General features: G+C 78.2%; 30 protein-coding genes. 26 read left to right on the plus strand and 4 right to left on the minus strand.

Features of this window, described 5'->3' with window-relative positions; genetic code table 11:
* Positions 1-8 precede the first annotated feature (8 nt).
* The 10 genes from A2CP1_RS13050 to A2CP1_RS13095 all read left to right on the plus strand — a co-directional run bounded on the left by A2CP1_RS13050 (position 9) and on the right by A2CP1_RS13095 (position 9316).
* Positions 9-692, plus strand: a complete 684-nt coding sequence (locus A2CP1_RS13050; RefSeq protein WP_012633713.1) for a flagellar biosynthetic protein FliO — start codon at positions 9-11, stop codon at positions 690-692.
* On the plus strand, positions 689-1399 hold the full coding sequence (gene fliP / locus A2CP1_RS13055; protein ID WP_012633714.1) for a flagellar type III secretion system pore protein FliP: 711 nt from the start codon (positions 689-691) through the stop codon (positions 1397-1399). Before A2CP1_RS13050 ends, fliP begins: the two co-directional genes overlap by 4 nt.
* On the plus strand, positions 1396-1659 hold the full coding sequence (locus A2CP1_RS13060; RefSeq protein ID WP_245529775.1) for a flagellar biosynthetic protein FliQ: 264 nt from the start codon (positions 1396-1398) through the stop codon (positions 1657-1659). The genes fliP and A2CP1_RS13060 overlap by 4 nt, the downstream gene beginning before the upstream one ends.
* On the plus strand, positions 1660-2412 hold the full coding sequence (locus A2CP1_RS13065; protein WP_012633716.1) for a flagellar biosynthetic protein FliR: 753 nt from the start codon (positions 1660-1662) through the stop codon (positions 2410-2412).
* A gap of 4 nt (positions 2413-2416) precedes the next feature.
* Positions 2417-3484: an EscU/YscU/HrcU family type III secretion system export apparatus switch protein gene (locus A2CP1_RS13070; RefSeq protein ID WP_012633717.1), complete on the plus strand. Its 1068-nt coding sequence runs from the start codon at positions 2417-2419 to the stop codon at positions 3482-3484.
* A complete protein-coding gene (flhA, locus tag A2CP1_RS13075; protein WP_012633718.1) occupies positions 3481-5559 on the plus strand; it encodes a flagellar biosynthesis protein FlhA in 2079 nt (692 codons plus the stop codon). The genes A2CP1_RS13070 and flhA overlap by 4 nt, the downstream gene beginning before the upstream one ends.
* A 33-nt stretch (positions 5560-5592) precedes the next feature.
* Complete coding sequence (gene flhF, locus A2CP1_RS13080; protein WP_012633719.1) at positions 5593-6735, plus strand: flagellar biosynthesis GTPase FlhF; 1143 nt, start codon at positions 5593-5595, stop codon at positions 6733-6735.
* Positions 6732-7622, plus strand: a complete 891-nt coding sequence (locus A2CP1_RS13085; protein ID WP_012633720.1) for a MinD/ParA family protein — start codon at positions 6732-6734, stop codon at positions 7620-7622. The genes flhF and A2CP1_RS13085 overlap by 4 nt, the downstream gene beginning before the upstream one ends.
* A gap of 8 nt (positions 7623-7630) precedes the next feature.
* Positions 7631-8329 carry a sigma-70 family RNA polymerase sigma factor gene (locus tag A2CP1_RS13090; protein WP_012633721.1) on the plus strand — a complete coding sequence of 233 codons (699 nt, stop codon included), beginning with the start codon at positions 7631-7633 and terminating at the stop codon, positions 8327-8329.
* 216 nt (positions 8330-8545) lie between these two features.
* Positions 8546-9316, plus strand: a complete 771-nt coding sequence (locus tag A2CP1_RS13095) for a GNAT family N-acetyltransferase (protein ID WP_012633722.1) — start codon at positions 8546-8548, stop codon at positions 9314-9316.
* Here A2CP1_RS13095 and A2CP1_RS13100 read toward each other — a convergent pair.
* A complete protein-coding gene (locus tag A2CP1_RS13100) occupies positions 9300-9716 on the minus strand; it encodes a hypothetical protein (RefSeq protein WP_012633723.1) in 417 nt (138 codons plus the stop codon). The two genes, A2CP1_RS13095 and A2CP1_RS13100, sit on opposite strands and share 17 nt — an antisense overlap.
* A 122-nt stretch (positions 9717-9838) precedes the next feature.
* Between A2CP1_RS13100 and A2CP1_RS13105 the strand changes: the two genes are divergently transcribed.
* The 16 genes from A2CP1_RS13105 to A2CP1_RS13180 all read left to right on the plus strand — a co-directional run bounded on the left by A2CP1_RS13105 (position 9839) and on the right by A2CP1_RS13180 (position 21991).
* Positions 9839-10546: a flagellar hook basal-body protein gene (locus A2CP1_RS13105; RefSeq protein WP_012633724.1), complete on the plus strand. Its 708-nt coding sequence runs from the start codon at positions 9839-9841 to the stop codon at positions 10544-10546.
* Positions 10547-10557: 11 nt separating this feature from the next.
* A complete protein-coding gene (gene flgG, locus A2CP1_RS13110; protein ID WP_041450513.1) occupies positions 10558-11343 on the plus strand; it encodes a flagellar basal-body rod protein FlgG in 786 nt (261 codons plus the stop codon).
* A 7-nt stretch (positions 11344-11350) separates the two neighbouring features.
* Positions 11351-11983, plus strand: coding sequence for a hypothetical protein (locus A2CP1_RS13115; RefSeq protein WP_012633725.1), 633 nt, complete (start codon positions 11351-11353; stop codon positions 11981-11983).
* Complete coding sequence (locus A2CP1_RS13120; RefSeq protein WP_012633726.1) at positions 11980-12669, plus strand: flagellar basal body L-ring protein FlgH; 690 nt, start codon at positions 11980-11982, stop codon at positions 12667-12669. The genes A2CP1_RS13115 and A2CP1_RS13120 overlap by 4 nt, the downstream gene beginning before the upstream one ends.
* 9 nt (positions 12670-12678) lie before the next feature.
* Complete coding sequence (locus tag A2CP1_RS13125; RefSeq protein ID WP_012633727.1) at positions 12679-13797, plus strand: flagellar basal body P-ring protein FlgI; 1119 nt, start codon at positions 12679-12681, stop codon at positions 13795-13797.
* Positions 13794-14510: a M23 family metallopeptidase gene (locus tag A2CP1_RS13130; protein ID WP_012633728.1), complete on the plus strand. Its 717-nt coding sequence runs from the start codon at positions 13794-13796 to the stop codon at positions 14508-14510. The genes A2CP1_RS13125 and A2CP1_RS13130 overlap by 4 nt, the downstream gene beginning before the upstream one ends.
* A 13-nt stretch (positions 14511-14523) precedes the next feature.
* Positions 14524-14826 carry a flagellar biosynthesis anti-sigma factor FlgM gene (locus A2CP1_RS13135; protein ID WP_012633729.1) on the plus strand — a complete coding sequence of 101 codons (303 nt, stop codon included), beginning with the start codon at positions 14524-14526 and terminating at the stop codon, positions 14824-14826.
* An 8-nt stretch (positions 14827-14834) separates the two neighbouring features.
* The gene (locus A2CP1_RS13140) at positions 14835-15275 is read left to right on the plus strand and encodes a hypothetical protein (protein WP_012633730.1); all 441 of its coding nucleotides are present in this window, start codon (positions 14835-14837) and stop codon (positions 15273-15275) included.
* 11 nt (positions 15276-15286) lie between these two features.
* Positions 15287-16696: a flagellar hook-associated protein FlgK gene (flgK, locus tag A2CP1_RS13145; RefSeq protein ID WP_012633731.1), complete on the plus strand. Its 1410-nt coding sequence runs from the start codon at positions 15287-15289 to the stop codon at positions 16694-16696.
* Positions 16697-16699: 3 nt separating this feature from the next.
* Entirely contained in the window at positions 16700-17584 is an 885-nt protein-coding gene (locus tag A2CP1_RS13150; RefSeq protein WP_012633732.1) for a flagellin N-terminal helical domain-containing protein, read from the plus strand.
* A gap of 100 nt (positions 17585-17684) precedes the next feature.
* Positions 17685-18521 (plus strand): flagellin N-terminal helical domain-containing protein, encoded by an 837-nt coding sequence (locus A2CP1_RS13155; protein ID WP_012633733.1) that lies wholly within the window; start codon positions 17685-17687, stop codon positions 18519-18521.
* A 62-nt stretch (positions 18522-18583) separates the two neighbouring features.
* Positions 18584-19939, plus strand: coding sequence for a flagellar filament capping protein FliD (gene fliD / locus A2CP1_RS13160; RefSeq protein WP_012633734.1), 1356 nt, complete (start codon positions 18584-18586; stop codon positions 19937-19939).
* 2 nt (positions 19940-19941) lie between these two features.
* Complete coding sequence (locus A2CP1_RS13165; RefSeq protein WP_012633735.1) at positions 19942-20295, plus strand: hypothetical protein; 354 nt, start codon at positions 19942-19944, stop codon at positions 20293-20295.
* The gene (locus A2CP1_RS13170; protein ID WP_012633736.1) at positions 20292-20567 is read left to right on the plus strand and encodes a hypothetical protein; all 276 of its coding nucleotides are present in this window, start codon (positions 20292-20294) and stop codon (positions 20565-20567) included. Before A2CP1_RS13165 ends, A2CP1_RS13170 begins: the two co-directional genes overlap by 4 nt.
* 111 nt (positions 20568-20678) lie before the next feature.
* On the plus strand, positions 20679-21518 hold the full coding sequence (locus A2CP1_RS13175; protein ID WP_012633737.1) for a flagellin N-terminal helical domain-containing protein: 840 nt from the start codon (positions 20679-20681) through the stop codon (positions 21516-21518).
* A gap of 89 nt (positions 21519-21607) precedes the next feature.
* Positions 21608-21991: a flagellar export chaperone FliS gene (locus A2CP1_RS13180; RefSeq protein WP_012633738.1), complete on the plus strand. Its 384-nt coding sequence runs from the start codon at positions 21608-21610 to the stop codon at positions 21989-21991.
* On the opposite strand, the gene A2CP1_RS13185 is transcribed toward A2CP1_RS13180, so the two are convergent.
* The 3 genes from A2CP1_RS13185 to A2CP1_RS13195 form a co-directional block, all read right to left on the minus strand.
* Positions 21992-23326, minus strand: a complete 1335-nt coding sequence (locus tag A2CP1_RS13185) for a glycosyltransferase family 2 protein (protein ID WP_012633739.1) — start codon at positions 23324-23326, stop codon at positions 21992-21994.
* A gap of 67 nt (positions 23327-23393) precedes the next feature.
* Entirely contained in the window at positions 23394-24170 is a 777-nt protein-coding gene (locus A2CP1_RS13190) for a PilZ domain-containing protein (RefSeq protein WP_012633740.1), read from the minus strand.
* 177 nt (positions 24171-24347) lie between these two features.
* On the minus strand, positions 24348-26555 hold the full coding sequence (locus A2CP1_RS13195) for a DPP IV N-terminal domain-containing protein (protein WP_012633741.1): 2208 nt from the start codon (positions 26553-26555) through the stop codon (positions 24348-24350).
* Positions 26556-26567: the final 12 nt, after the last annotated feature.

Consider the following 26567-nt stretch of genomic DNA (forward strand, 5'->3'; position numbering starts at 1 on the left):
GCCGAGCCATGCCCACCCCGCTCCTCGCCGCGCTCCTGCTCTCCGCCGCGCCCCTGCCCGCCGCCCTTCCCGCCGCCGCGCCGGACCCCGCCGCGCCCCCCGGCCCGGAGCTCGCCGCTGCCGCCGCGCCCGGCCCGTCGGACGTGCCCGCGCCGCTTCGCGCCGCCGAGCCGGTGGCGCCCGCCGCCCCCCGCGCCGCCCCCGCGCCCGGCGCGCCGCCGGCGCGCTCGCTCGACCTCGCCGGCGCCCCCGCGCTCGGGCGCTCGCTCGCGGCGCCGGGGCTGCTCCTCGCGGCGCTGGCCGCGGCGGCGCTGCTGCTCGCCCGCCGGCGCCGCGCCACGGGGCGCCACGTCGAGGTGCTCGAGACCACCAGCCTCGGCCCGCGGCGCGCGCTGGTGCTCGCCCGGGTCGGGGACGAGGTGCTGCTGCTCGGCTCGAGCGAGGCCGGGCTCGCGCTCCTGCGCGCCCTCCCCGCGGCCGCGACCGCCGCGGCCGCCGCGCCCCTACCCCCGCCCTCCGCCGCGCCCCCGCCGCTCCCCGCCCGGACCGACCTGCTCGCCCGGCTCCGCGGCCTGGGATGCTCGGGCGAACCGGCGCCGGCGCCCGGCTTCGAGGCGCTGCTGGCGGAGAGCGCCGAGGACCAGGAGCTGCGCCGCAAGCTGGCCCGCGGCCAGTCGGGGAGCGTCCGGTGAGCGCGCTCGGCCTGCCGCTCGCGGCGCTGTCGGTGGCGAGCCCCGCCGCCGAGGGCGCGCTGCAGATCTCGGTGAACGGCGGCGGCTCCGCGCCGGTGAAGCTGTTCCTGGTGCTGACGGCGCTGAGCTTCGCGACCGCGCTGCTCGTGTCGGTCACGTCCTTCACGCGGATCGTGATCGTGCTCTCGTTCCTGCGCCAGGCGCTCGGGACGCCGCAGGTCCCGCCGAACCAGGTGCTGATCGGGCTGGCGCTGGTGCTCTCGTGCTTCGTCATGTCGCCGACGGCCACCCGCGTGTACGGCGACGCGCTGGGGCCGTACCTCGACGACCGCATCGGCCAGGCGGAGGCGCTCGAGCGCGCCAGCGGGCCGGTGCGCGAGTTCATGCTGCGCCAGACGCGCGACCAGGACCTGGCGCTCTTCTACGAGATCTCCGCCACGCCCCGGCCCGCCAGCGGCGACGCCATCCCGATGTCCATCGCCGTCCCCGCGTTCATGATCTCCGAGCTGACCACCGCCTTCCGCATGGGCCTGTTCCTGTACGTGCCGCTGCTGCTGGTCGACCTGCTCGTCTCGGCGATCCTCATGTCGATGGGCATGATGATGGTGCCGCCCACGCTCATCGCGCTGCCGGTGAAGATCGGCCTGTTCGTGATGGCCGACGGGTGGCGGCTGGTGGTCGGCGCGCTGGCGCGGAGCTTCGCGTGACCCCCGGGATGCCCGGCGCGCTGCTGCGCGAGGCGCTCCTGCTGCTCGCCGCGGTGGGCGGGCCGGTGCTGGGCGCGCTCCTCCTGGTCGGCCTGGTCGTCGGCGTGCTGCAGGCGGCCACGCAGGTGAACGACGCCGCGGTGGGCTTCCTCCCGCGGGCGGCCGCCGCGGGCGTGGTGATCTGGCTGCTGGGCGGCTGGATGATGGACCGGCTCTCCGGGTTCCTGGCGCAGTGCATCGTCAGGATGGCGGGACGCTGAGTGGACCTGCCGCTCGCCGCCGCCTGGGGCTTCGGCCTGCTGCTGCTCCGCACGGCCGGGCTGTGCGCGGTCGCGCCGGTGCTGGGCGCGCGGGTGGTGCCGGCCCGCGTCCGGCTCGGGCTGGCCCTCGCGCTCACCTGGGCGGTGCACGCAGGCGCCGGCTCCCCCGCGGTGCCGCCGCCTCCCGGCCTGGCCGCCCTGGCCGGCGCCGCGCTCGCGGAGACCGCCACCGGCCTCCTGGCCGGCCTCGCGGCGCGCTGGACGCTCGACGCCGCGCTCGCCGCCGGCCACCTCGTCGGCCTCTCCGCGGGCCTGGGCTACTCCGCGCTCGTCGATCCCATCACCGGCGCCGAGTCGAGCGCGGTGTCGCAGACCGTGTTCGTGGTGGCGCAGGCGGTGGCGGTGGCGCTCGGGGTGCACCGCGAGGCGGTGGCGTGGCTCGTCCGCGCGGCCCTGGTGTGGCCTCCGGGCGCGGCGCCGGACCTGGCGGAGCTCGCCTCGCGCGCGGTCGGGCAGGCGGCCCTGTCGGTGGCGCTGGCGGTCCGGCTCGCGTTCCCGGTCATGGCGGCGGCGCTGCTCGGCCACCTCCTGCTGGCGGCGATGGGCCGGATGGCCCCGCAGCTCTCGCTCTCGAACGTGGGGTTCTCGGCCTCCACGCTCGCCGCCGGCCTGGCGCTGTACCTGACCGCGCCCGCCGCCGCCGAGCTGGCGGCGCGCGCCGCGGTGGCGGCGCTGGCCGGGCCGGGAGGGTGACGCGGTGGCCGACGCCGAGGACCAGGAGAACCGCACCGAGCCGGCCAGCGCGCAGCGCCTGGCCCGCGCCCGCGACGAGGGCCAGGTGCCGCTCGGCCACGACGCCGCGCTGGCGGCCGGGCTGGCCGGCGCGGCGCTGGCGCTCGGGGCGCAGGCGCGCGCGCTGGGCGGCGGGCTCTCCGAGCTGATGCGCCAGGCCGCCGCCTCGGTGGACCGCACGCCGTTCTCGAGCCTGCCCGCGCTGGCGCTCCGCCCGGCGAGCGCGGCGCTGGCCGTGTGCGCGGCCGCGGCGCTGGCGGGCGCGGCCGCCACGCTGGCGCAGACGCGCGGCGGGTTCTGGCCGCGGCTGGCGGCCCCGGATCCCTCGCGCCTGCTGCAGCCCGGCCGGCTGCTGCGCCCGCTCTCCCGCGACTTCCTCCTCGACCTGGCCCTGGCGCTCGCGAAGGTCGCGGCGCTCGGCGCGGCCGCCTGGACCGCCGCGCGCGACGGGCTGGCCCGGCTCCCGGCGCTGCTGGGCGCCGCGCCGGGCGAGCAGCTCGCCATGGTCTTCGCGCTGGTGGCGCGCGTGGCGCTCCCGGTGCTCCTCGCCGCCGCCGCGCTCGCCGCCGCCGAGCTGGGGCTGGCCCGCTGGCGCTTCGCGCGCAAGCACCGGATGACGAAGGACGAGGCGAAGCGCGAGGTGAAGGAGGACGAAGGCGATCCGCTCGTCCGCGGGCAGCGGCGGCGCCGCCACCGCGAGCTGCTGCGCAACCAGGCGCGCCTGGAGGTGCCGCGCGCGGACGCGCTGGTGGTGAACCCGACCCACGTGGCGGTCGCGCTCCGCTACCGGCGCGACGAGGGACGCGCGCCGCGCGTCACCGCCAAGGGCAAGGGCGAGCTGGCCCGCCAGATGCGGGCGCTGGCGCGCGAGCACGGGGTCCCGGTGGTGCAGGACGTGCCGCTGGCCCGGCTGCTGTACCGCAAGGTGAAGGTGGGCCGGGAGATCCCCGCCCAGACCTACAAGGCCGTGGCCGCCGTGCTCGCGTTCGTGTACCGCGCGGCCGGCCGCCGCGACGGAGGGGCGCGCGCGTGAGCTCGACCTCGAACCCCGGCCCGCCCGCGGGCGGCCGGGCGGAGCTGGCGGTGGCGATCGGGGTGCTCGGCATCCTCGCCATCCTGATCGTCCCGCTCCCGCCGGCGGCGCTCGACGTGTTCCTCGCGCTGTCGATCGGGCTCTCGGTGCTGATGCTGCTCGTCGCGCTGGGCCTCACCCGCGCGGTCGAGTTCTCGGTGTTCCCGTCGCTCCTGCTGCTCGTCACGCTGTTCCGGCTGGCGCTCAACGTCGCGACCACCCGGCTCATCCTCACCGACGGCGGCAAGGGCGCCGGCGCGGCCGGCCACCTCATCGAGACGTTCGGCCGCTTCGCGGTGGGGGGCAGCCTGGTGGTCGGCCTGGTGGTGTTCCTCATCCTGCTCATCGTGAACTTCACGGTGATCACCAAGGGCTCGAACCGCGTGTCCGAGGTGGCGGCGCGCTTCACCCTGGACGCCCTCCCCGGCAAGCAGATGGCCATCGACGCCGACCTCGCCGCCGGCCTGGTGGACGATCGCGAGGCGCGCGGGCGCCGGCAGGCGCTGGAGCGCGAGACCGAGTTCTTCGGCGCCATGGACGGCGCCTCCAAGTTCGTGCGCGGCGACGCGGTGGCCGGCCTCGCCATCACCGGGGTGAACATCGTGGGCGGGCTGCTCGCCGGCCTCCTGCGCGACCACCTGTCCCTGTCCACCGCGGCCGAGACCTACACGCTGCTCACGGTCGGCGACGGGCTCGTGTCGCAGATGCCGGCCCTGCTCGTCTCGACCGCGGCCGGCCTGGTGGTGACCCGCGCCGCCGGCAGCGACCTCGGCACGCAGGTCGCGAGCCAGATGCTGGGCCGGCCGGTCGTGCTCCGCACCACCGCGGGCGTGCTGGTGGCGCTGGGCCTGCTCCCGGGCATGCCGCTCGTCGCGTTCGGCGGGGTGGCCGGGGCGCTGCTGCTCGCCGCGCGCCGGGCCGCGGGCAGGCAGGAGGCGGCCGCCCGCGCGCCGCGCCCCGCCGCCGAGGAGAAGGGCCCGGAGCGGATCCAGGACCTGCTCGCGCTCGACGCGCTCGAGCTGGGCGTGGGCTACGGCCTGGTGCCGCTCATCGACCTCGACAAGGGCGGCGAGCTGCCCGGGCGCGTCACCGCGCTGCGCCGCCAGCTCGCCACCGACCTCGGCATCGTGCTCCCCCCGGTGCACCTGCGCGACGACCTCCGCCTCGACCCCGGCCAGTACCGCGTCCTGCTCCGCGGCGTGGAGCTCGGCCGCGGCCTCGCCCACCCCGAGCGGCTCATGGCGCTCGACCCGAACGGCGGCGACCCGGCGGTGGAGGGCGTGCCGGGCGTGGATCCGGCGTTCGGCCTGCGCGCGGTGTGGATCACCCCGGCCGATCGCCCGCGCGCCGAGGCGCTCGGGCTCACGCTGGTGGACGCCGCCTCGGTGATCACCACGCACCTCTCCGAGCTGCTGCGCCGCAACGCGCACGAGATCGTGGGCCGCCAGGAGGTCCAGGAGCTGCTCGGCGTCCTGGGCCGCGACGCGCCCAAGCTCGTGGAGGACGTGGTCCCGGGCGCGATCTCGCTGGGCGAGCTGGTCCGGGTGGTCCGCGGGCTGCTGCGCGAGGGCGTGTCGGTGCGCGACCTGCGCACGGTGCTGGAGGCCGTCGCCGACGCGGCGCCGCGCTCGAAGGAGCCGGCCTGGCTGGTCGAGGCCGCCCGCCGCCGGCTCTCGCGCCAGCTCACCGCCCGCGCCGCCGGCGCGGACGGCGTGGTGCGCGCGCTCACGCTCGACCGCAGCACCGAGGAGACGCTCCGGGCCACGCTGGGCGCGTCCGACGGCGAGGCGGCGCTCGCGCCGGACGTCGAGACCGCGCGGCGCCTGGTCGCGTCGCTCGAGTCCGGCGCCACGCGCCTGACCGGCGCAGGGCAGCCCGTCGTGCTCCTGGCGCCACCCGACCTTCGCCGGCCGCTGTTCGACTTCGCCAGCCGCTTCGTGCCCGACGTCCAGGTGCTGGCCGCGCGCGAGCTGGCGCCGGGCACCACCGTGGAGCCGGCCGGCACGGTGCAGGCGCAGCCGCAGCTCGCGGCCTGACGGTTGCAGAACCCCGGGCCAGGAGCCACGCCGATGACGCCCACCGTCCGAACCTTCCGCGCCCCCGATCCCACCTCCGCGCTCGCCGCGGTGAAGGCCGCGCTCGGCCCGGAGGCGGTCATCCTCGCCACCCGCACCGTGGACGGCGGCCTGTTCCGGCGCGCCGAGGTGGAGATCACCGCCGCCCTGGAGCCCGCCGGCGCCGCCCCCGCGGCGCGCGCCCGCCGCCCCGCCGCGGCGCCGCCGCGCCCGCCGCCGCTGCCCGCCGCGCCCGCGGCGCCCGCGCGGCCCCCCGACGACCCGCTGCAGGACGAGCTGCGCCGGCTGCGCCGGTCGGTGGAGGAGACCCGCCGCGCGCTCGCCGCCGTGACGCTGGAGGCGCGCGCCGGGCGCGAGCTGCAGCTCCCGCCGGCCGGCGCCGACGCCTACGCGCGGCTGGTGGGCCGCGGGATGGAGCCGGCGCTGGCGGAGGGGCTGGTCCGCTCGGCGCTGGAGCTGGGCGGCGCCGACCCGGGCCGCGCCTGGCGCGCGGTGAAGGACCTGCTGGGCGAGCGGCTGGTGCCGTGCCGTGCCCCGTGGCTCCACGACGGCCGCCGCGTGATCGCCGCGGTGGGCCCCACCGGCGTGGGCAAGACCACCACGCTCGCCAAGGTGGCGGCGCGCGCGCTGCTGGAGACGCGCAAGCGCGTCGCCTTCGTGACGGTGGACACCTACCGGCTCGGCGGCGCCGAGCAGCTCGCGCGCTACGCCGGGATCATGGAGGTCCCGGTGCTGGTGGCGCGCGACCGCGGCGAGCTCGGGCGCGCGCTGGAGCGGCTCTCCGACGTGGACCTCGTGCTGCTGGACACCGCCGGCCACGCGTCGGTGGAGGACGTCGAGCGCCAGGCGGCGCTGGTCCGCTCCGTCCCGCGCGTCCAGCTGCACCTGACCGTCTCCGCGGCGGCCGGCGCGCTGGAGCTCGCGGCGGTCGCCGATCGCTACCGCGCGCTCGCGCCCGATCGCCTGGTGCTGACCAAGCTCGACGAGGCGGCCGGGCCGGGGAGCGTGCTCTCCGCCGCGGTCCGGGTGTGCCGCCCCATCGCCTGCGTGACCAACGGCCAGCGCGTGCCCGAGGACGTGCACGCGCTCGGCGGCGGGGAGCTGGTGGACCTCGTCGCCGGAGAGGATGCCCCGTGAACGATCCCCGTGAGCGCGCCGTCGCCGACCAGGCCCAGGGCCTGCGCGACCGCGTCCCCCCGCGCGACCCCGCCCCGCCGCTGCGCGTGATCGCCGTGACGAGCGGCAAGGGCGGCGTGGGCAAGACCCACATCTCCGCCAACCTGGCGGTGCTCGCCGCGCGCGCCGGGCGCCGCGTGCTGCTGGTGGACGCGGACCTGGGCCTCGCCAACGCCGACATCGTGCTGGGGATCTGCCCAACCCACCACCTCGGCCACCTGCTCGACGGCGCGGCCACCGCCGAGGACGTGCTCACGCAGGGCCCGCGCGGCGTGCGCGTCCTGGGCGCGTCGAGCGGCATCCAGTCGCTCACGCGGCTCTCCGACGCGCAGAAGCTCGCCCTCGTCTCCGCCTTCGAGGCGCTCGACCGGCGCTTCGACCTCGTGCTCGTGGACTGCGGCGCGGGCATCGGGGACAACGTGCTGTTCTTCGCCGGCGCGGCGCAGGAGGCCCTGCTGGTGGTCTCGCCCGAGCCCACCTCGCTCTCGGACGCCTACGCCACCGTGAAGGTCCTGTCGCAGCAGGCCGGCGTGACGCGGTTCGGGGTGGTCGCGAACCAGGCCGCCGACTTCCAGGGGCGGGACGTGTTCCGCCGGCTGACGCAGGTCACCGGCAAGTTCCTCGACGCGCGCCTCGCCTACCTCGGCTCCATCCCGCGCGACGAGGACCTGCCCCGCGCCGGGCGCGTGCAGCAGCCGCTCGTCGAGCTCTACCCGCGGTCCCCCGCCAGCCGCGCGCTCGAGGGGCTCTGCGACGCGATCCTCTCGTCGCCGCCACCGGCCACCCTGCCCGGCGGCGTGAAGCTGTTCTGGCAGCAGCTCCTCCGCGAGCGGCAGCCCGCCGCCTAGGTCCGCCGATGCACGCCGCCCTCGCCGCCCTCGCCCGCTACGGTCCGCCCGCCCCCGAGCCGGACGACGCCCTGCTCCGGCGCCACGCGCCGCTGCTCGATCGCTGCGCCCGCCGCCTCGCCGCCCGCACCGGCCATGCGGTGGAGCCCGGCGATCTCTGGTCCGCCGGCGCCATGGGCTTGCTCGAGGCGGCGCGCCGCTACGACCCGGCGCACGACGTCCGCTTCGAGACCTTCGCCGAGCACCGGGTGCGCGGCGCGATGCTGGACGAGCTGCGGCGGATGGACCACCTGCCGCGGCGCCTCCGCGCGGACGCCGACCGCGTGCTCGCGGCCCGGGCCCGCCTGGAGCAGTCCCTCGGCCGCGAGCCCGACCCGGTGGAGGTGGCCGAGGCGGCGGAGCTCCCCGCCGAGCAGGTGGGGGAGCTGCTCCTGCTCGCGTCGCCGCCCGTGCCGGTCGAGGACGACCTCGCGCCCACCCCCGCCCTGCCCGCGGACGAGGCCCTCGGGGCGGCCGAGCGGCGCCGGGCCCTGGCGCGCATGGTGGCGGCGCTGCCGGAGCGGCTCCAGGTGCTGCTGGCGCTCTACTACGACGAGGCGCTCACCTACCGGGAGATCGCGAAGGTGCTGGGCGTGTCCGAGCCGCGCGTCTGCCAGCTCCACGCGGAGGCCGTGAAGAGGCTCCGCGCGCTCATGTCGGATACGTGACGACATCCGACCACGTTTTCGGGTAGTACGCGGGCCTACATCGGTCCCAAGACATGCGGAACCCCGCGAAACGGGCGGCCGTTCGCGGAAAGCTTTACCGGCTCCGGGCCCGGTGCTGTCGTCTGGGCGATCGCGCCGCCGTTCCGGGATGTCCCCGCAGGCGAGGATGCGCGGTCGAGGCGAGCGCCGGATGCGCCGCCAGGAGCACGCTGAGCCATGCCGTCGTACGACGACCCAGACGAACGATGCGCCCGTCCCACGGGGCGGGCGACCTTCCGTTTCACCTCCCTCGAGCCCGACGACCCCGATCTCGCCCAGGAGCTGCGGGGCTGGATCCTGACCGCCCAGGCCTTCCTGGCCCGCGGGGTCACCCCGCCGACGCGGGCCCGCCTGGAGGACTCGCTGCGCATCGTCGGCGAGCTCTCCCGCGTGCTGGCCGGCGAGGAGGAGGGCGAGGGCGTCACCGAGCAGCGCACCGTCCACGCCGCCGTCCACCGCGGCCGCATCCAGGCCGTCACGTCGCTGTTCGTGTGCCCCGGGGCCGCGTTCGTGGAGCTGCTCGCCACCGCCCCTTGGAACCTGCTCGGCCCGGCCGACCCGCCCGATGCGCGCACCGTGCGCGGCGCGGGCAGCGCGCTGGTCGAGCGGGCGGTGACGCTGTCACGCGGCGCCGGCGCCGGCGGGCGGGTCACGCTGCAGGCCGAGAACCCGCGCGCCTTCGCCGTGTACCAGAAGCTCGGCTTCGAGCGCATGCGCCCGTCCGACGCGCCGCTCGCGCTGGTGCCCCGCGGCAAGGACGGGTTCTCGAAGTCCGTGGTGCGGCTGGCCCGTGGCGCCGCCGGGCCGGAGGAGGCGCGCGCGCCCTGGATGCTGCTCGACCCGGGCCGCGCGGCCGTGCGCGCCCGCGGGGCCGCGCCGCGCGCGCTGCTGTCGCACCTGCCGATCGCCGCCTCGGCGCGCCCGCCCGCGCTCAGGCGCGCCGGTTGAACGCGAGCGTCGCGAGCTCGTCCAGCGCGCGACGCTCCTTCCGCTCCTGCTCCGCCCGCTGCTCCTCGAGCTTCCGCTCGCGGGCGCGGCGGGCGGCCTCCGCCTCGTTCCGCGCGCTCGCCAGCCCGGCCTGGGCGACGCGCTCGCGGCGGAGCGCCTGCGCCACCTCGGCCTCCGCCGCCTCCACCGAGCGCAGCGCCCGCGCGTGCGCGATCTCCTCCACCGCCCACAGCCCGGCCGCCCCCGCCCCGCGCCCGTCGATCCGGGCGCCCGCGCGCGTCGCCTCCAGCCGCTCCGCCGCGCGCGCCACGCCTCCGCGGGCCCGCGCCAGGTCCTCCTGCGCGCGCGCCTCGGAGCGCTCGCGCACCTTCACCAGCCGATCCAGCCGCGTCCGCGCCACGCCGCCCCTCCTCGCCCCCGCTCGCCCCGCCCTGCACGCCGCGGGCCTTGCCGGCCGCGCCGGTCCCCTGGCGCGCCCGGCTGGCGCGCCCCTTGCGAAGGTGCCGGGCGGGAGACGCGGACATGGCGGACGGCATCTACGTGAGCATGTGCGGCGCGGTGGCCCGGGCGGAGCAGCTCGACGCCGTGGCCGACAACCTCGCCAACGCGCAGACGCCCGGGTTCAAGGCGGCGCGCCCGGCGTTCGAGAGCTTCCTCGCGCCCGGAGCGGCGCAGGACAAGCGCTACGCGGCGGCGGTCGCCACCGGGATCGACCTGCGCCCCGGCCCGACCCAGCGGACCGGCAACGCGCTCGACGTGGTCCCGGAGGCCGGGATGTTCCTGACGGTGCGCACCGCCGGCGGCGGCACCGCCTACACGCGCGACGGCCGGCTGACGCTCGACCCGGATCGGCGTCTCGTCTCTGACGGCCGGCCGCTGCTCTCGCCCCGCGGCGAGCCGATCGTCCTCCCGCCCGACCTCGAGGCGCGGGTGGACGCGGCCGGGCGCGTGTGGGCCGGTGACGTGGAGGTCGCGGCGCTGGGCCTGGCCCGGCTCGACGGCCCGGTGGACCGCGTCGGCCCGTCGCTCCTCGCGCCGGGCGCCGGCGGACGGGCGCTGCCGGCGGAGGGCGCGGTGCGCAGCGGCGAGCTCGAGCTCGGCAACGCCGGCGCCCTCGAGGCGTCGATCCAGCTCGTCTCCGCCCAGCGCGCCTACGAGGCCTCGCTCCAGGCCATCCAGACGTACCGGCAGCTCGACCAGCGCGCCGTCGAGGTGGCGCGCGTGAAGTGAAAGGGATCCCCGTGCTCCGCTCGCTCTACACCGCCGCCACCGGAATGGAAGCCCAGCAGCTCCGGATGGACGTCATCGCCAACAACCTCGCCAACACCGGCACCACCGGGTTCAAGCGCCAGCGGGCCGAGTTCGAGGACCTGCTCTCCGAGACGATCCACGGCGCCGAGGCGCCCGACCCGCGGGGCGGCACCGCGCCGGCGGCGCTGCAGGTCGGGCTGGGCGTGCGCACCGGCTCGACGGTCCGCAACTTCGGCCAGGGCGAGCTGCTCACCACCGGCAACGCGCTCGACCTCGCCATCGAGGGCGACGGCTTCTTCCGCGTGCAGCGCCCGGACGGCTCGCTCGCGTACACGCGCGCCGGCAACTTCCGGGTGGACGCGGCCGGCCGGCTGGTCACCGCCCGCGGCGAGGTGGTGGACCCGGAGATCACCTTCCCGCCCGAGACCACCCGCGTGACGGTGGACGCCGACGGCACGGTGCGCGCGCAGGTCGCGGGGCGCGAGGCGCCGCAGGAGCTGGGCCGGCTCGAGCTCTGCACGTTCCCGAACCCGGGCGGCCTGGAGGCGGCGGGCGGGAACCTGCTCCTGCAGACGGCCGCGAGCGGCGAGGCGGTGGACGCCCGCCCCGGCGAGCAGGGCGCGGGCACGCTCGCGCAGGGCTTCCTCGAGGGCGCCAACGTGAAGGCCGTCGAGGAGATGATCGACATGATCGCCACCCAGCGCGCCTACGAGCTCAACTCGCGCGTGGTCCAGACCGCGGACCAGATGCTGCAGCGCCTCACCTCGCTGCGCTGAGCCCCGCATGCCCGCCGCCCTCCACCTCGCCGCCGCGCTGCTCGCCGCCTCCGGCGGTCCGCCCGCGGCCGCCTCCGCCGAGGCGGCCGTGGCCGCGGCGCTCGCGCCCGACGGCGCGCGCGCGCGCGTCGAGGCGCTCCGCGGCGGCGCCTCCGGCTGCGCGCCCGCCGCCTTCCGGGCGCTGCGGCCGGTGCTGGCCTCGGGGGAGACCCCGCTGCAGGTGGACGGCCGCGACGGCGCCGGGCGGCCGTGCCGGTCCTTCGCCTGGGCCGCGGTGCGGGTCACCGGCCCGGCCCTGCGGACCACGCGCGCCGTCGCGGGCGGCGAGCCGCTCGCCGGCGCGGTCGAGCCGGCCGAGGCGGAGCGCCTGCCGGGGCGCTCCCCGCTCGCCGGGCTTCCGTCCGGCGCGCGCGCCGCGCGCGCCCTCGCGTCCGGCACGCTGCTCGCCGGGGCCGACGTCCGCGCGGGCCCCGCGCCCGGGGCGCCGGTGCAGGTGGTGGTTCGCGCGGCCGGCCTGGAGATCACCCGCGAGGCCCGCGCCGTTCCCTGCGTGCGCGGCCGCGCCTGCGCGCTCCTCCCCGGCGGCCGCCGCGTGGAGGGCCGGCTGCAGGACGGCCGGATCCTGGTGGAGGTCCCGTGAACCCGCTCACCCGCGTCGCCCTCGCCGTGGCGGCCTTCGCCGCGCTGGTCCTCGCGCTCTCCGCCTGCGGGCCGGCCCACGTGGCCGGCCACGTCCCGAAGCGCCGCGACTACGCCGTGCCGGACGCCGCCGGGCAGGAGGCGCAGGTCGCATCCGCCGGCTCCACCTGGCGCGAGGGGCGCGCCGCGTCCATGCTCTACACCGACGCCCGCGCGCTCCGCGAGAACGACCTGGTGGTCGTGCGCATCGAGGAGATCGCGGACGCGAAGCGCTCCGCCGACACCGACCTCACCCGGCGCAGCGAGCTGAACGCGTCCATCGAGGCGTTCCTCACCTCGCTCGACACGCCCTACGCGCTGAAGGGCGGCGCGACCACCGGGTTCAAGGGCCTCGGCTCCACCGCGCGCACGGAGCGGCTCACCGCCACGGTGCCGGCGGTCGTCCGCAAGGTGCTGCCCAACGGCAACCTGTTCATCGAGGGGCACCGGGTGGTGCTGGTGAACGCGGAGGAGCAGCACTTCTACATCTCCGGCGTGGTCCGGCCGATCGACATCGACCAGGAGAACGGCGTGAAGTCCTCCATGGTCGCCGACGCCGAGATCGAGTTCACCGGCCGCGGCGTGCTCTCCGACAACCAGCGCCAGGGCTGGCTCTCCCGCCTCCTCGGCTGGTTCTGGCCGTTCTGAGCCCCCGCCATGCCCGCACGACCGATCCCCGTCCCCGCCTTCGCCCTCGCCCTCGCCCTCGCGGCCGCGCTCGCGGTGCCCGCCCCCGCCGCCGCCGCGCGGGTGAAGGAGCTCGCCGACGTGGTCGGGGTCCGCGAGAACGCGCTCTACGGCTACGGCCTGGTGGTGGGCCTGGCCGGCACCGGCGACTCGGAGCGGGTGCTGTTCACGCAGCAGTCGGTGGCGGGCATGCTCGGGCGCCTCGGCATCCGCATCGACCCGAAGGACGTCCGCGCGCGCAACGTGGCCGCGGTGATGGTCACCGCGCGGCTGCCCCCGTTCGCGCGCCCCGGGACCCGCATCGACGTGGCGGTCGCCTCCATGGGGAACGCGCGCTCGCTCGCGGGCGGGCTGCTGCTCGTGACGCCGCTCGCCGGCGGCGACGGGAAGGTCTACGCGGTCGGCCAGGGCCCGGTGCAGGTGGCCGGGTACGACGCGGGCGCCGGCGGCGCCGAGCTGCGCAAGAACACGCCGACGTCCGGCCGGGTGGCGGGCGGCGCCGCGGTGGAGCGCGCGGTGGACTTCGCGCTGGGCCAGGCGCCGCTCGTGCTCGCGCTGCGCCGGCCCGATCTCACCACCGCGAGCCGGCTCGCCGCCGCGGTGAACGCGAAGCTCGGCGCGGGCACCGCGCGCGCCGTCGACCCCGCCGCGGTGGAGCTCTCGCCCCCGCCGGCGCGCAAGGACGACGTGGTGGGGTTCCTCGCCGAGATCGAGCTGCTGGAGGTCGAGGCCGATCAGCGCGCCCGGGTGGTCGTGTCGGAGCGCACCGGGACGGTGGTGGCCGGGGAAGGGGTGCGCCTGCGCCCGGTGGCGGTGGCGCACGGCGGCCTCCAGGTGCGCGTGCAGCGCGATCCGGCGGTGTCGCAGCCGGCGCCGTTCGGCGCCGGGCGCACCGTGGAGGCGACCCGCGACCGCGCCGCCGCCACGGAGGCCGGGGGCGGCGTGGTGGCCCTGCCCGCCACCGCCTCGGTGCAGGATCTCGCCCGCGCGCTCGACCTGCTCGGCGCGAGCCCCCGCGACCTCGTGGCCGTGCTGGAGGCGATCCGCGCCGCGGGCGCGCTCGACGCCGAGCTCGAGGTGCTCGAGTGATCGCGCCCGCCGCCGCGCCCGCCGCGGATCCGCGGCTGCGGGAGGCCGCGCAGGCGCTCGAGGCCATGCTGCTCCGCGAGATCGTGAAGACGAGCGGCGCGTTCCGCGGCGGCGAGGGCGCCGGCGCCGGGGTCCGCGCCGACCTGTTCGCCGACGCGCTCTCCGACGCGGTGGCGCGCTCGGGCGGCATCGGGCTCGCCGGCGAGATCACCCGATCGCTCGGAGGCGCCGGAGATCCCGCGCCGGCCCCGCCGGCCGGCCCGTCCCTGCCGCGGGGCGTCGCGCCCGGCGCGCTCGCGGCGCCGCTGCTGGGCCGGCTCACCAGCGCGTTCGGCCCGCGCGCCGATCCGCTCACCGGCGCCGCCACCCGCCACGACGGCGTGGACGTCGCCGCGCCGGAGGGCACGCCGGTGCGCGCCCCCGCGGCCGGGGTGGTCGTCCGCGCCGGACCGCGCGGCGGCTACGGCAACGCGGTGGAGGTGGACCACGGCGGCGGCCTGCTGACGCTGTACGGGCACGCCGCCGAGGTGCGCGTCCGCCCGGGCCAGGTGGTGGCCGCGGGGGACGAGCTGGCGCTGGTGGGGAGCACCGGCCGCTCCACCGGGCCGCACCTCCACTTCGAGGTCCGGATGAGGGGCCGGGCGATCGATCCGGCGCGAGCCCTCAAGATCTACGCACAGCGTGCCGATGAGCGCGGCAGGAGCGGACCGTGAGCAGGAGGTCTCCATGAAGATCAACGATGCCGCAGAGATCCGTCGCGTCCAGGCGGGACGTACCGCGGGGTCGCCGCGCACCCGGGAGGCGGGTGCGCCGGCTGCCGACCGGGTCTCGACCGAGTCGCTGGCGCGGCTCGAGGCCGCCGCCGCCACCGCCCGGACCGGGGCGGCGCAGGACCGCGCCGTGCGGCTCGAGGCCATCGAGGCGGCGGTGAAGCAGGGCACCTTCCGGCCGGATCCGCAGCGCATCGCGCAGCGGATCCTCGAGGACGCCGAGCTGACCGCGCAGCTGCGCGCGATGCTCGAGCGGTGAGGCCGCCGATGGAGGACGTCCTCGCCGCCGCCGCCGCGCTGCGCGACGCGCTCCGCGCCGAGTCGGCCCGCGCCGGCGCGGTGCCCGAGGCGCTGCGCGCGCTCGACGCAGCCCGCATCTTCGAGGGCGCGAGCGCGCGCGCGGGCTTCAACGCGCAGGTGGCGGCCCTGCAGGAGCGGCTCGCCGCAGCGCTGGCCCGCGCCGCCCCCGGCGGCCAGGCGACCCTGCCCCGGCTGCGGGCGCGGGCGCCCGGCGCGGCGGACGCGCTCGGGGTGCTGCTCGCCGACGTCCGCGCGCTCGCCGCCCGGATCGCGGAGCGGGACCGGATCAACCTCGCGCTGGCGGCCGGGGCGCGCGCCTGCGTCGAGGGCTACCTCGCCGCGCTCAGCCCCCGCCCCGCCGCCTACGACCGGCGCGGCGCGCCCGCGGCCGCCGCCCGCCGCGCCTGAGGAGCGTTTCCGTGGCCGACCTGCTGAGCATCCTCTCCTCCAGCGCCGCCAGCCTCGCGGCGCAGCGCGCCGCCGCCGCGACCGCGTCGCACAACCTGCAGAACGCGAACACCCCCGGCTACGCGCGCCAGCGCGCGGTGCTCGCCACCACCCTCCCCGCCCAGCAGGCCGGCGGGGCCTGGATCGGCCGCGGCGCCACGCTGGCGCAGGTGACGCAGGCGCGCGACCGGTTCCTGGAGGCACAGCTCCCCGCGGCGCAGGGCCGGGCTGCCCGCTCCGCCGCGGCGTCCTCGCTGCTCGGGGCGGTCCAGGTGCTGGACCCGGAGGCGGAGGGCGGGCCCGGCGAGGCGCTCGGCGGCCTCTACGCCTCGCTCACCGAGCTGTCGCAGGCGCCCTCGGATCCCGGCCTCCGCCAGGCGGCGGTCGCGGCCGCCCGCACGCTCGCGCTCTCGCTGAACCGCGCGCGCCAGGGGCTGGAGGACGCGCGCGCCGGCGCCGACGCGCGCATCGCCGCCGGCCTGTCGGACGCGAACGCCCTCGCCGCCGAGGTGGCCGCGCTGAACCGCGACATCCGGGCGGCGCGCGCCGTCGGCGCCGGCGAGCCGAACGACCTGCTCGACGCCCGCCAGCGCTCCGTGGACCGCCTCGCCGAGCTCACCGGCGCGACGCCGGCCGCGACGAGCGAGGGCGACGTCTCGCTGCTCCTGCCCGGCGGCTCCGCGCTGGTCGCCGGCCTGAGCGCTTCCACGCTGCTCCCGCAGCCCGGCCCGGACGGCCACCTCTCGGTGCAGCTCGCCACCGGCGGCGTCTGCGCGGACGTCGCGCCCGGGGGCGAGCTGGGCGGGCTCGTCGACGCGTCGTCCGGCCCTTTGAAGGACGCGATCACCGCGCTCGACCAGCTCGCCTGGGCGGTCGGCAACCAGCTCAACTCCGTGCACCGCGCCGGCTGGGGGCTCGACGGCGGCACCGGGCGGGACCTGCTCGACGTGGGCGCCACCGCCGCCGGCGCGGCCCGGCGCATCGCGGTGTCCGCCGCGGTGGCCGCCGATCCCTCGCGCCTCGCCACCGCCAGCGCCGCCGGTCAGCCCGGCGACGCCGGCAACGTCCTCGCGCTGCTCGCCACCTCGACCACGCGGATCGCGACCGGCCAGGGCTCCGACCTGCTGGCCGGCCTGGACGCCACCGGGGCGCTCTCGCGGATCACCGGCACGTTCGGCGCCGCCGCGCGCGGGCTGGCCGCGTCCGCCGCCCAGGACGCGGGGCTCGCCGGCCACCTCGCCACGATGCGCGAGTCGGCCAGCGGCGTCTCGGTGGACGAGGAGCTGCTGGAGATGGAGAAGGCGCAGCGCGCCTACGACGCCATCTCGAAGGTGATCCAGGCCTCCTCCGAGATGTTCGACACCCTGCTGAAGCTGGAGTAGCCAATGCGCGTCACCGACCGGATGACCTTCGACCGCGCCGCCCTCGAGGGCGGCCAGGCCCGCGCGCGGCTCGACCGCGCCGTGGCGCAGGCCGCGAGCGGCGTGCGCGTGGTCCACCCCGGCGACGACCCCGGGGCCGCCGCGCGCATCGCGGCCGAGCGGGTGAAGGTGCAGCGCATGGACGCGATCGCCACGGCCACGGCGCGCGCCTCGGACGAGCTCGCCGCGGTGGACGCGGCGCTCGGCGAGGTGGCGAACGGCCTCGCGCGCGCGCAGGAGCTCGCGACGATGTTCGCGAGCGCCCCCTACGACGCGGCGCAGCGGGCGGCGGGCGCGCGGGAGGTGCGCGGGATCTTGGCCTCGGCGGTGGCCAGCCTCGGCGTGAAGGTGGGCAACCGCTACCTGCTGGGCGGGTTCCGGGATGGCGCGCCCCCGTTCGACGCGGGCGGCGCGTACCAGGGGGACGGGGGGGTGCGCGAGGTGGAGATCGCCCCGGGCGTGCGGCAGCCGGCCGGCGTCCGCGCCGACGTGGCCATCGCCGGGGCGGGCGGCGGGGTCGACGTGCTCGCCACGCTCGGCGCGCTGGCCGCGGCGCTCGAGGCGAACGACCCGGAGGCCGTCCGCGCCACCCTCTCGCCGCTCGCGCGCGGCACCGATCAGCTCGCCTCCGGCCGCGGCGCGGCCGGCGCGGCCATGGCCACCCTCGACGCCGCGACGCGCGCCGGCGAGGCCGCCCGCGACGCCGCGCGGATCGCGATCGGGAAGCTGGCCGACGCCGACCCCATCGCCGCCGCGAGCGAGCTGGCCCTGGCGCAGCGCGCGCTGGACGCGGCGCTCACCGCCACCGCGAAGGGGTTCCAGCTCACCCTGCTCGACCGGCTGCGGTGACCGACGGCGCCGCCGGCTTATCGCCGGGCGCCGACGCGCCGATGCGGAGGGTGAGGGCGACCAGACGGTCGCCCCGCCACACCACCAAGGAGAAGCACGGATGTCCCTCTCGATCCGGACGAACATCGCCTCGCTCAACGCGCAGCGAAACATGTCCAACACGCAGAACGCGCTCGACTCGTCGATGTCGCGCCTGTCCTCGGGCTACCGCATCACCAAGGCCGGCGACGACGCCGCCGGCCTTGGCATCAGCACCAAGCTCGAGGCGCAGATCCGCAGCTACAACCAGGCCGTGCGCAACGCGAACGACGGCCTGTCGGTGATCCAGACGTCCGAGGCCGCGCTCAACGAGACCTCGAACATCCTCACCCGGCTCCGCGAGCTCGCCATGCAGGCGGCCTCGGACGGCATCGGCGACAAGGAGCGCGCCTACGTCCAGGCCGAGGCCGACCAGCTCACCGACGAGATCGACCGCATCGCCAACGTGACCAAGTACAACGGCACCGCGCTGCTGAGCGGCACGTCCACCTCGCTGAACTTCCAGGTGGGCGTGGAGAAGGACGCGTCGAGCAACGACCAGATCTCCTTCTCGACGCTGGACGCGACCGCGTCCAGCCTGGGCCTGGACGCGTCCACGCTGGACTTCACCAGCGGGACCGCCGCCCGCGACGCGCTCTCCTCCATCGACGCCGCCATCGAGACCGTCTCGAAGAACCGCGCCGACCTGGGCGCGGTGGGCAACCGGTTCCAGAGCGCCATCAACAACATCCAGTCGTTCTCGGAGGCGCTGTCCGCCGCGAACAGCCGCATCCGCGACGTGGACGTGGCGGAGGAGACCTCGCGCCTCGCCCGCGCGAACATCCTCCAGCAGGCCGGCGTCTCGGTGCTCGCCCAGGCGAACCAGATGCCGCAGCTCGCGCTGAAGCTGCTCGGGTGATCTCGCGGTGAACTTCGCGCGCCGCTCCCCGGCCACGCGCCGGGGAGCGGCCGGAGGCCTACATGGACGCATCGTTCCGCGCGGGCGGTCTCGCCTCGGGGATGGACACCAACGCAATCGTCGAAAAGCTCGTCGAGCTGGAGTCGCGGCCGCTCGGCCTCCTCCGGCAGCGGCAGGCCGCGTTCCGCACGCAGATCTCCGCGCTGGGCGACGTCATCTCCGGGCTGTCCACCCTCTCCGCCGCCGCCGCCGACCTGGGCGCTCACGGCGTCCTCTCCACCCAGGCGCGCTCCAGCCCGAAGTCCTTCTCGGCCGCCCCGGGGACGGACGCGGTCGCCGGCAGCTACCGGGTGGCGGTGAAGGCGCTGGCGCGCCCGGCCAAGTGGCGCTCGGACGCGTTCGCCGACGGCGTCGGCGTGGCCGGCGGGACGCTCCGCCTGACCGTCCAGGGCACGGCCTTCCCCCCCATCGCCGTCGCGGACGGCACCAGCCTCGCCGACGTGGCCTACGCCATCCGTCAGAGCGGGGCGCCGGTGTCCGCGGTGGTGCTCGACGACGGCACGTCGTCCTGGCTCTCCGTGACCGCCCGCGACACCGGCCACCCGCCGGGCGGCGCGCCCGCGGACGCGCTGTCCATCGCCTTCACCCCGGACGCCGGCGCCACCGGCCAGGCGCCGGGCCTCGCGGAGATCGAGGCCGCGCGCAACGCGCAGGTGGAGGTCGACGGCCTGACGTTCACCCGGACGGGCAACGTGATCGCCGACGCGCTGCCGGGGGTGACGCTCACGCTCACGAGCGAGGGCGGCCCGGCGGAGGACCTGGTGCTCGGGACCGATCCGGACGGCACCCAGGCGCGGCTGCAGAAGCTGGTGGACGCCTACAACGGCGTGATGCGGCTCGTGCAGCGCCACCTCGCGGTCGCGAAGGACGCCGACCGCGCCACCACCCTGGCCGGCGACTCCACCCTGCGCTCGCTGCAGGCCCGGCTCCAGCGCGTGCTGGTGACCGAGGTGCCCGGGCTCGCGACCGTGCGCACGCTCGCGGACCTGGGCGTCAAGACCGCCCGCGACGGCAGCCTCTCCATCGACGCGACCACGCTCGCCTCGGCGATCTCGCGCGATCCCGCCGCCGTGAACGCGCTGTTCTCGAACTCGGGGACGGGCCTGGCCGCGGTCGTGAAGTCGCTCGTGACCGACCACACCCGCGCCGGCGGCGGCACGCTGGTGCTCCGGCAGGAGGGGCTGGGCCGCACGGTGAAGGACCTCGACGGCCAGGCCGCCGCGCTGCAGCTCCGCATCGACGCCTTCCAGCAGAACCTGATCCGCCAGTTCACCGCGATGGAGAACACCGTCAGCGGGCTCAAGTCGATCGGGAGCTTCCTCGCCGGCCAGACCACGCAGCAGCAGAAGGGGAGCTGATCGTGACCGCCTGCCTCGCCGCGCCGTGCCCCCGACCCGCCTCGTGCGATCCCGGCGGCCACCTCCGCCGCGCCATCGCGCTGATGCGCACCGGCGCCGCGGCCCTCGAGGCGCGGCGGTCCGCGGAGGCCGTCCGCGCCCTGGGCGCAGCGGTGGACCACCTGGTCTCGGTCCGCCTCGCGCTGGAGCCGGAGCACGCGCCCGAGGGCCAGGGCACGCTCGCGGCGGCCTGCGTGCGGGCGGCGCGCCGGCTCACCGACGCGGCGCTGCTCGGCGACGCCGCGCTGGCCCGCGAGGCGGAGCGCGCCGTCGCGCCGCTGCTCGGGCCGGGGGCGCGCCCCGGGACGGCGCGATGAGCACCCTGCTCGAGGACGCGCTCGCCGAGGTCGAGGCCGCGCTCGCCCGCGACGACGTGGCCGCCGCGGCGAGGGCGGTGCGCCGGGCCGCGGCCGCCTGCGAGGCGCTCGCCGCCGCCCGCGCCCGCCTGGACCCGCGCGCCCTGGCCCGCGCCGCCGACGCCCAGCGCCGCGCGCTCGCCCGCGCCGAGGCCGGCCGCGCCCACCTGGCCGACGCGCTCGACCGGACCGCACGCTCGCGGCGCGCCGCGGCCGCGTACCGGCGCGGCTGAGGCGGGCGGCGCGCGGATCGCGCCGCCGCCCTTAAGCCCGGGCCGGAGCGCGCCGAATCCCGGGGTGAAGCGCCCCTCGCGTCCAGCCGGGCGCGCCCCGGAGACCCGACCATGTCCCTGTCCATCCGCACCAACATCGCCTCGCTGAACGCGCAGCGGAACCTGTCCACCACGCAGACCGCGCTCGAGTCCTCCATGTCGCGCCTGTCCTCCGGCTACCGCATCACCCGGGCCGGCGACGACGCCGCGGGGCTCGCCATCAGCACCAAGCTCGAGGCGCAGATCCGCAGCTACAACCAGGCGGCGCGCAACGCCAACGACGGCCTCTCGGTGATCCAGACCACCGAGGCGGCGCTGAACGAGACCTCCAACGTGCTGAGCCGGCTCCGCGAGCTGGCCATGCAGGCCGCCTCCGACGGCATCGGCGACACCGAGCGCGGCTACGTGCAGGCCGAGGCCGACCAGCTCCGCGCCGAGATCGACCGGATCGCGGCGGTCACGAAGTACGACGGGACGCCGCTGCTGGACGGCACCGGGACCGCGCTCGGGTTCCAGGTGGGCGTGGAGAGCGACGCGTCCGGCGACGACCGCATCGGCTTCTCCACCCTGGACGCGACCGCCAGCGCGCTCGGGCTGGACGCCTCCACGCTCGACTTCACCACCGCCACCGGGGCGCGCGACGCGCTCTCCACCCTCGACGCCGCCATGGAGACCATCTCCCGCAGCCGCGCCGACCTGGGCGCCGTGGGCAACCGCTTCCAGAGCACCATCGCGAACATCCAGTCGTTCGCCGAGGCGCTGTCCGCCGCGAACAGCCGCATCCGCGACGCCGACGTGGCCGAGGAGACCTCGCGGCTCGCGCGCGCGAACATCCTGCAGCAGGCCGGCGTGGCGGTGCTCGCCCAGGCGAACCAGACGCCGCAGCTCGCGCTCAAGCTGCTGGGCGGGTAGCGCCGCACCGCACCGTCCTCCCGGGATGATCCCGGGCCACGAGCCCCGCGCCGCCTCCCCACCCTCCCTCCCGATCCCGAGGTACGCCCGTGAACCCAGCCGCCCGCCGCTACGCCCAGGCCGAGCGCCAGACCGCCTCCCCCGAGCGCCTCATGGTGCTCCTGTTCCAGGCGGCGCTGCGAAACGTCCGCGCCGGCGCCGAGGCGCTCGAGCGCGGCACCGCCGCCGAGGCGGCGCGCCCCCTCACCCTCGCGTCGGACATCGTGGTGGAGCTGCACGCCACCCTGGACCGTCCGCGCGCGCCGGAGCTCTGCGACCAGCTCGCGGCGATCTACCGCTTCGTGTGCGATCGGCTCGGGGCCGCCGCGCTGGCCCGCGACGCGCGCGCGGCGCGCGAGGCGGAGCGGGCCCTCGCCCCCATCGCCGAGGCGTTCGAGGCCGCCGCCGCGCGGCTCGCGGCCGGCGGGCGCTGATCAGCCCGCGGCCGCCGCCCGCGCGCGCGCCAGGAACAGCCGCGCGTCCTCGAGCGCGCCGAGCGCGTGCGCGGCCCGGGCCGCGGCGGCCCAGGCGCGCGGTGGGCCGCCCGCGGCCAGCACCGGCTCGAGCGCGGCGAGCGCCTCCCCGGCCCGGCCCAGCGCCACCAGCGCCTCGGCCTCCCCGGCCGCCGCCTCGATCCCCTCGGCCGGCGCGAGCGCGTCCGCCGGATGCGCCGGGGTGCGCGCCGCGCGGTACGCCGCGCGCGCCGCCTCCGCCCGGCCGGCCCGCAGCTCGACCGCGCCGAGGCGCGCCAGCGCCCGCGCCCGCCGCGCGTAGATCACCTGGTCGAACACCCCGCCCTCCAGCAGCGCGAGCGCGCGGCGCAGCTCGGCAGCGGCCCGCGCCAGCCGCTCCTCGCGCCCGGGCGCGCCCGGGGCGCCGGCGGAGATCTCCAGGGCGCAGGCCCGGAAGAACGGCAGGTCCGGGTTCGCGCCGCCGGCGGCCTCCGCCCGGTCGACCGCCTCGAGGGCGACCGCGGCGTCGCCGCGGCGGACCGCGAGCGCCGCCCGGACCACCGCGAGGCGCCGGATCGAGCGGTGGCGGGGCTGGCGGTCCAGCGCGGCCCAGGCACGCTCCGCGATCTCCCCGGCCTCCTCGGCCTCCCCGAGCGCGAGCAGCTCCGCCGCGAGGTAGCCGAGCGCGATGACGCTGTCGGGCTCGTCCTCGGCGCGCCGGCGCAGCAGCGCCAGGTTGCGCGCGCGCTTGCCCCGCCCGTCCCAGATCTCCTTCGAGTAGCCGAGGTGCACGAGGTCCACCTCCAGCGCGGCGATGCGCCCGCCCCGCGCCGCGGCCCACTCCAGCACGCTCTCGTGGATCCGCCCGGTCCAGCGCAGCCCGGGCGCGCGCCGCACCACCCGCGGCAGCAGGGCCGGCGGCCCGGCGCGCCGCACGCCGGAGAGGACCTCGCCCGCCGGCGCGTCGGGCGCGTCCGCGTTGTGACACCGGACCAGGCCCACGTCGAACGTGGCGCGCCGCAGCGCGCGCCGCAGGGCCACCCCCGCGCCCGGCGCGAGCCGCTCGTCCGCGTCGAGCGGGAGGATCCAGTCGCCGGTGGCGTGCGCCGCGGCGAGGTTTCGCGGCGCCGCGAAGTCGTCGTCCCACGGGCGCTCCAGCACCCTGGCGCCGGCCGCGCGCGCCAGCTCGCGGGTCCGGTCGGTGGAGCCGGTGTCGACCAGCACGATCTCGTCGACGACCCCCCGGACCGACTCCAGGCACCCGGGGAGCATCCGCTCCTCGTCCTTCGCGATGAGGCAGAGCGACACATGGGCCATCCCTCGCAGCAGAGCAAGGGCGGTGCCGCCGCCGCCGCGCCCGTCGCGGCGCGGGGTTGCGCCCGCGTCACGCCGCTGGCGCGCCCGGCGCGTCGGCGCGCTGACACGGACCGCCCGCACCGAGCAGCGCCGCGGCCAGCTCGCCGAACCGGCGCAGGTCCACCGGCTTGGCCAGCACCACGGCGTGCGCGTCCTCGGCGTCGCTGGTGCCGCCGGCGGCGAGCAGGATCACCGGCAGCCGCGCGCAGCCGGGATGCCCGCGGAGCGCCGCGAGCAGCGGCGCCGCGGCGGCCCCGACGGCGTCGCAGTCCAGCACCGCCAGGCCGTGGGGCGTGGCCGCGAGCGCCCGGAGCAGGGCCGCGGGATCGGGCAGCGCCGCCACCTCGACGGCGCGCCCGCCGGCCCGGCCCAGCGCCTCGAGCGCCGCGGCCAGCCCGGCGCGGAGCAGCGGATCCGGGGCGAACAGGGCGGCGGTGAGCGGCCCCGCTGCGCGAGCGTCCCCGGGCGCCGGCGGCTCGGGGGCCGCGCCCGCCGTCCGCCGCTGGAACAGCAGGTCGAGCTGGACGCGATCGCGGTGCGAGGCCGGCCGGAGCTCCACCGCCGCGATCGCGCCGCTCGCGAGCGGCGTGGCCCAGCGCACCTCGCCGGCGAGGTGCAGCTCGACGCGCTCCTGCGCGAGCACGAGCCGGACGCGCAGCCAGTCTCCCGGGGTGACCGGCGCGCGGGTCCGGACCAGCAGGCCGTGCTCGAGCTGCGGGACCGCGTCGCGACGCGCCGCGGTGGCGGAGCCGTACGCGAGCCCGATCTCCTCGCCCTCCATCCCTTCGGCGCTGCGGTCGCGCATCCGCCCCCCGCCCGATGCCGGGCCAGGATTCCCTACCGCCACGCGGACGGAGCGTCAGTCCCGTGACCGTGGGTGTAAGCGGCGGGCGCATTCACCGACCGTCCGCGCCCGAGCCAGGGCGGCCGGCGACCCTCCCCCGCCGGGGCCGGGGTCTCGCGCGCCGGCGGAATCCCCGGATCAGGGCGCGGGCGCGAGGGCGGGGCCGGGTCGCACCGCGCCCAGCGTCCGGCGGAAGAATCCTGCGGTCCACTCCCAGCGCCGCTCCGCCGCGAGCGGCTCCGGCACCGCGTGCGTCGCGCCGGCGATCGGGACGAGCTCGAACGGGCGCCCGGCGCGGAACAGCGCGTCGGCCAGCGCGAGCGAGTGCGACAGGAACACGTTGTCGTCGGCCGTCCCGTGCAGCAGGAGCAGCGGCCGCTGCAGGCGCGGCGCCCAGGCCAGCAGCCCGCTCCGGGCGTACGCCTCGGCGCGATCGCCGGGCAGGCCCAGGTAGCGCTCGGTGTAGTACGTGTCGTACTGCTCCCAGTCCGCGACCGGCGCGCCCGCGACCGCCGCCTGGAAGCGATCCGGCCGGCGCATCACCGCGAGCGCCGCGAGGTAGCCGCCGAACGACCAGCCGGTGATCCCGGCGCGCGCCACGTCGGCCTCCGGGACCTCGCGCCCGAGCGCCTCGAGGGCCGCCACCTGGTCCTCGAGCGGCACCGTGCCGAGGTCGCCCGCGATGGCGCGCTCCCAGGCGCGGCCGCGGCGCGGCGTGCCCCGCCCCTCGAAGACGGCCACCAGGAAGCCCTGGTCGGCCAGCCACTGCTCGATCAGCATGGGCCGGTGCGCGACCTGCGGCACGTAGTACGCAGGCACCGGGCCGCCGTACACGTCCACCACCACCGGCAGCCGCGCCCCGGCGCCGAGCGCGCGCGGCCGCAGCACCGCCGCCCGGATCCCGTCCGCCCCGCCGAGCTGCCGCAGCTCGGTGGTGGGCACGAACGCCGGCTCCTCCGCGACGCTCGGCAGCACCGCCAGCCGCGCGCCGTCCGCGGCGAACACGGCGGTGACCGGCAACCGGCGCAGCGTGCTCCAGGTGACCGCCACGTTGCCGCCGCACGGCGCCAGCACCGCCTTGCGCGTCGCCGGCCCCGGCTCGCCGAGCGCGAGCCGTTCGGGCGCCGAGCCGGGCCGCACCCGGTACAGCTCCTCGCGCGTGGGATCCGGCGCGCCCGCGAACACCAGCGCGTCGCCGTCCACCCCCGCGAACGCCGCGTACCCGAGCTCGCGCGGGACCGCCAGCCCGAGCCGCGCGCCGTCGGGGGCGCGCAGCTCCACCTCCGGCGCGCCGCCGCGCTCGGTCACCCACCAGAAGCGGCCGTCGGGGAGGAACGCCGGCATGCCCGGCCACAGGTTCAGCCAGGCGTCGTCGCGCTCGGCGAGCAGCGCGCGGGTCGCGCCGGTGGCGGGATCGGCCGCGAGCAGCCGCTCCTCGCGCTGGAGCCGGTCCTGCACCAGCAGCGCGAGCGGCCCGCCCTTCGACCAGCGCACCGCGGCCAGGTACGGGTAGCGCCCCGCGTCCCAGCGCATCTCCACGGCCGGACCGCCCGCGGCGGGCACCACCTTCAGGCGCACGGCGGCGTTGGGCGTGCCGGCCCGCGGGTAGGCACGCGCCTCGCACGGCCGCGCCGGGCGCGCCGGGTCGCAGAGCATGCGCCGCTCCACCGCCGACTCGTCCACCTCCGCGTAGGCGATCCGCCGCGCGTCGGGCGACCACCAGAAGCCCTCGTCGCGGTCCATCTCCTCCTGCGCCACGAACTCGGCGAGGCCGTTCGTCACCTGCGGCCCGCGGGCGCGCGTGAGCCGCCGCTCGGGTCCGCGCGGCACCGCGCGCACGTACAGGTCCCCGCGCTTCACGTACGCGAGCGCGCGGCCGTCCGGCGAGAAGCGCGGGTCGAGCGCGCCCTCGGAGCCCGGCAGCGGGGCCGCGCGGCCGGCGGAGCGGTCGAGCAGCCACAGGCGCCCGCCCAGCCCGTACACCACCCGCGCCCCGTCCGGCGAGAGCACGAAGTGCGTGATGCCGCGCGCGGTGATGCGCTGCCGCTCCAGGCGCGCCGCCTCCTCGGGCGAGAGCGCCCCGGCCCCGTCCGCCTCGACGACGGTGCGCGTCACCCCGGTGGCGAGGTCGGTCTCGAGGAGCGCCTGCGCGCGCGACCGCGGCCCGGAGCGCAGGAACAGGGCCGTGCGCCCGTCCGGCGAGAGCTGGACGCCGGTGGGCCGCCCGGCGCGGAAGCCGCGCGTCTCGGCGTACTGGCGCAGGAACGGATCCGAGGGCGGCGGCGTGGGCGCGGCGTCGGCGGCCACGGCCGCGGCCAGGAGGAACGGGCACAGGAGCGCGGGCATCGGCCCCGTTTG

The sequence above is a fragment of the Anaeromyxobacter dehalogenans 2CP-1 genome, assembly GCF_000022145.1.
Taxonomy (GTDB): domain Bacteria; phylum Myxococcota; class Myxococcia; order Myxococcales; family Anaeromyxobacteraceae; genus Anaeromyxobacter; species Anaeromyxobacter dehalogenans.

Coding starts and splice junctions, on each gene's coding strand:
- A2CP1_RS13155 (WP_012633733.1), top strand. CDS start 17,685: ATGTCCCTCTCGATCCGGACGAACATCGCCTCGCTCAACGCGCAGCGA.
- A2CP1_RS13135 (WP_012633729.1), top strand. CDS start 14,524: ATGAAGATCAACGATGCCGCAGAGATCCGTCGCGTCCAGGCGGGACGT.
- A2CP1_RS13140 (WP_012633730.1), top strand. CDS start 14,835: ATGGAGGACGTCCTCGCCGCCGCCGCCGCGCTGCGCGACGCGCTCCGC.
- A2CP1_RS13170 (WP_012633736.1), top strand. CDS start 20,292: ATGAGCACCCTGCTCGAGGACGCGCTCGCCGAGGTCGAGGCCGCGCTC.
- A2CP1_RS13095 (WP_012633722.1), top strand. CDS start 8,546: ATGCCGTCGTACGACGACCCAGACGAACGATGCGCCCGTCCCACGGGG.
- A2CP1_RS13050 (WP_012633713.1), top strand. CDS start 9: ATGCCCACCCCGCTCCTCGCCGCGCTCCTGCTCTCCGCCGCGCCCCTG.
- A2CP1_RS13195 (WP_012633741.1), bottom strand. CDS start 26,555: ATGCCCGCGCTCCTGTGCCCGTTCCTCCTGGCCGCGGCCGTGGCCGCC.
- fliD (WP_012633734.1), top strand. CDS start 18,584: ATGGACGCATCGTTCCGCGCGGGCGGTCTCGCCTCGGGGATGGACACC.
- A2CP1_RS13185 (WP_012633739.1), bottom strand. CDS start 23,326: ATGGCCCATGTGTCGCTCTGCCTCATCGCGAAGGACGAGGAGCGGATG.
- A2CP1_RS13105 (WP_012633724.1), top strand. CDS start 9,839: ATGGCGGACGGCATCTACGTGAGCATGTGCGGCGCGGTGGCCCGGGCG.
- A2CP1_RS13090 (WP_012633721.1), top strand. CDS start 7,631: ATGCACGCCGCCCTCGCCGCCCTCGCCCGCTACGGTCCGCCCGCCCCC.
- A2CP1_RS13115 (WP_012633725.1), top strand. CDS start 11,351: ATGCCCGCCGCCCTCCACCTCGCCGCCGCGCTGCTCGCCGCCTCCGGC.
- A2CP1_RS13150 (WP_012633732.1), top strand. CDS start 16,700: ATGCGCGTCACCGACCGGATGACCTTCGACCGCGCCGCCCTCGAGGGC.
- A2CP1_RS13175 (WP_012633737.1), top strand. CDS start 20,679: ATGTCCCTGTCCATCCGCACCAACATCGCCTCGCTGAACGCGCAGCGG.
- A2CP1_RS13190 (WP_012633740.1), bottom strand. CDS start 24,170: ATGCGCGACCGCAGCGCCGAAGGGATGGAGGGCGAGGAGATCGGGCTC.
- flhF (WP_012633719.1), top strand. CDS start 5,593: ATGACGCCCACCGTCCGAACCTTCCGCGCCCCCGATCCCACCTCCGCG.
- A2CP1_RS13125 (WP_012633727.1), top strand. CDS start 12,679: ATGCCCGCACGACCGATCCCCGTCCCCGCCTTCGCCCTCGCCCTCGCC.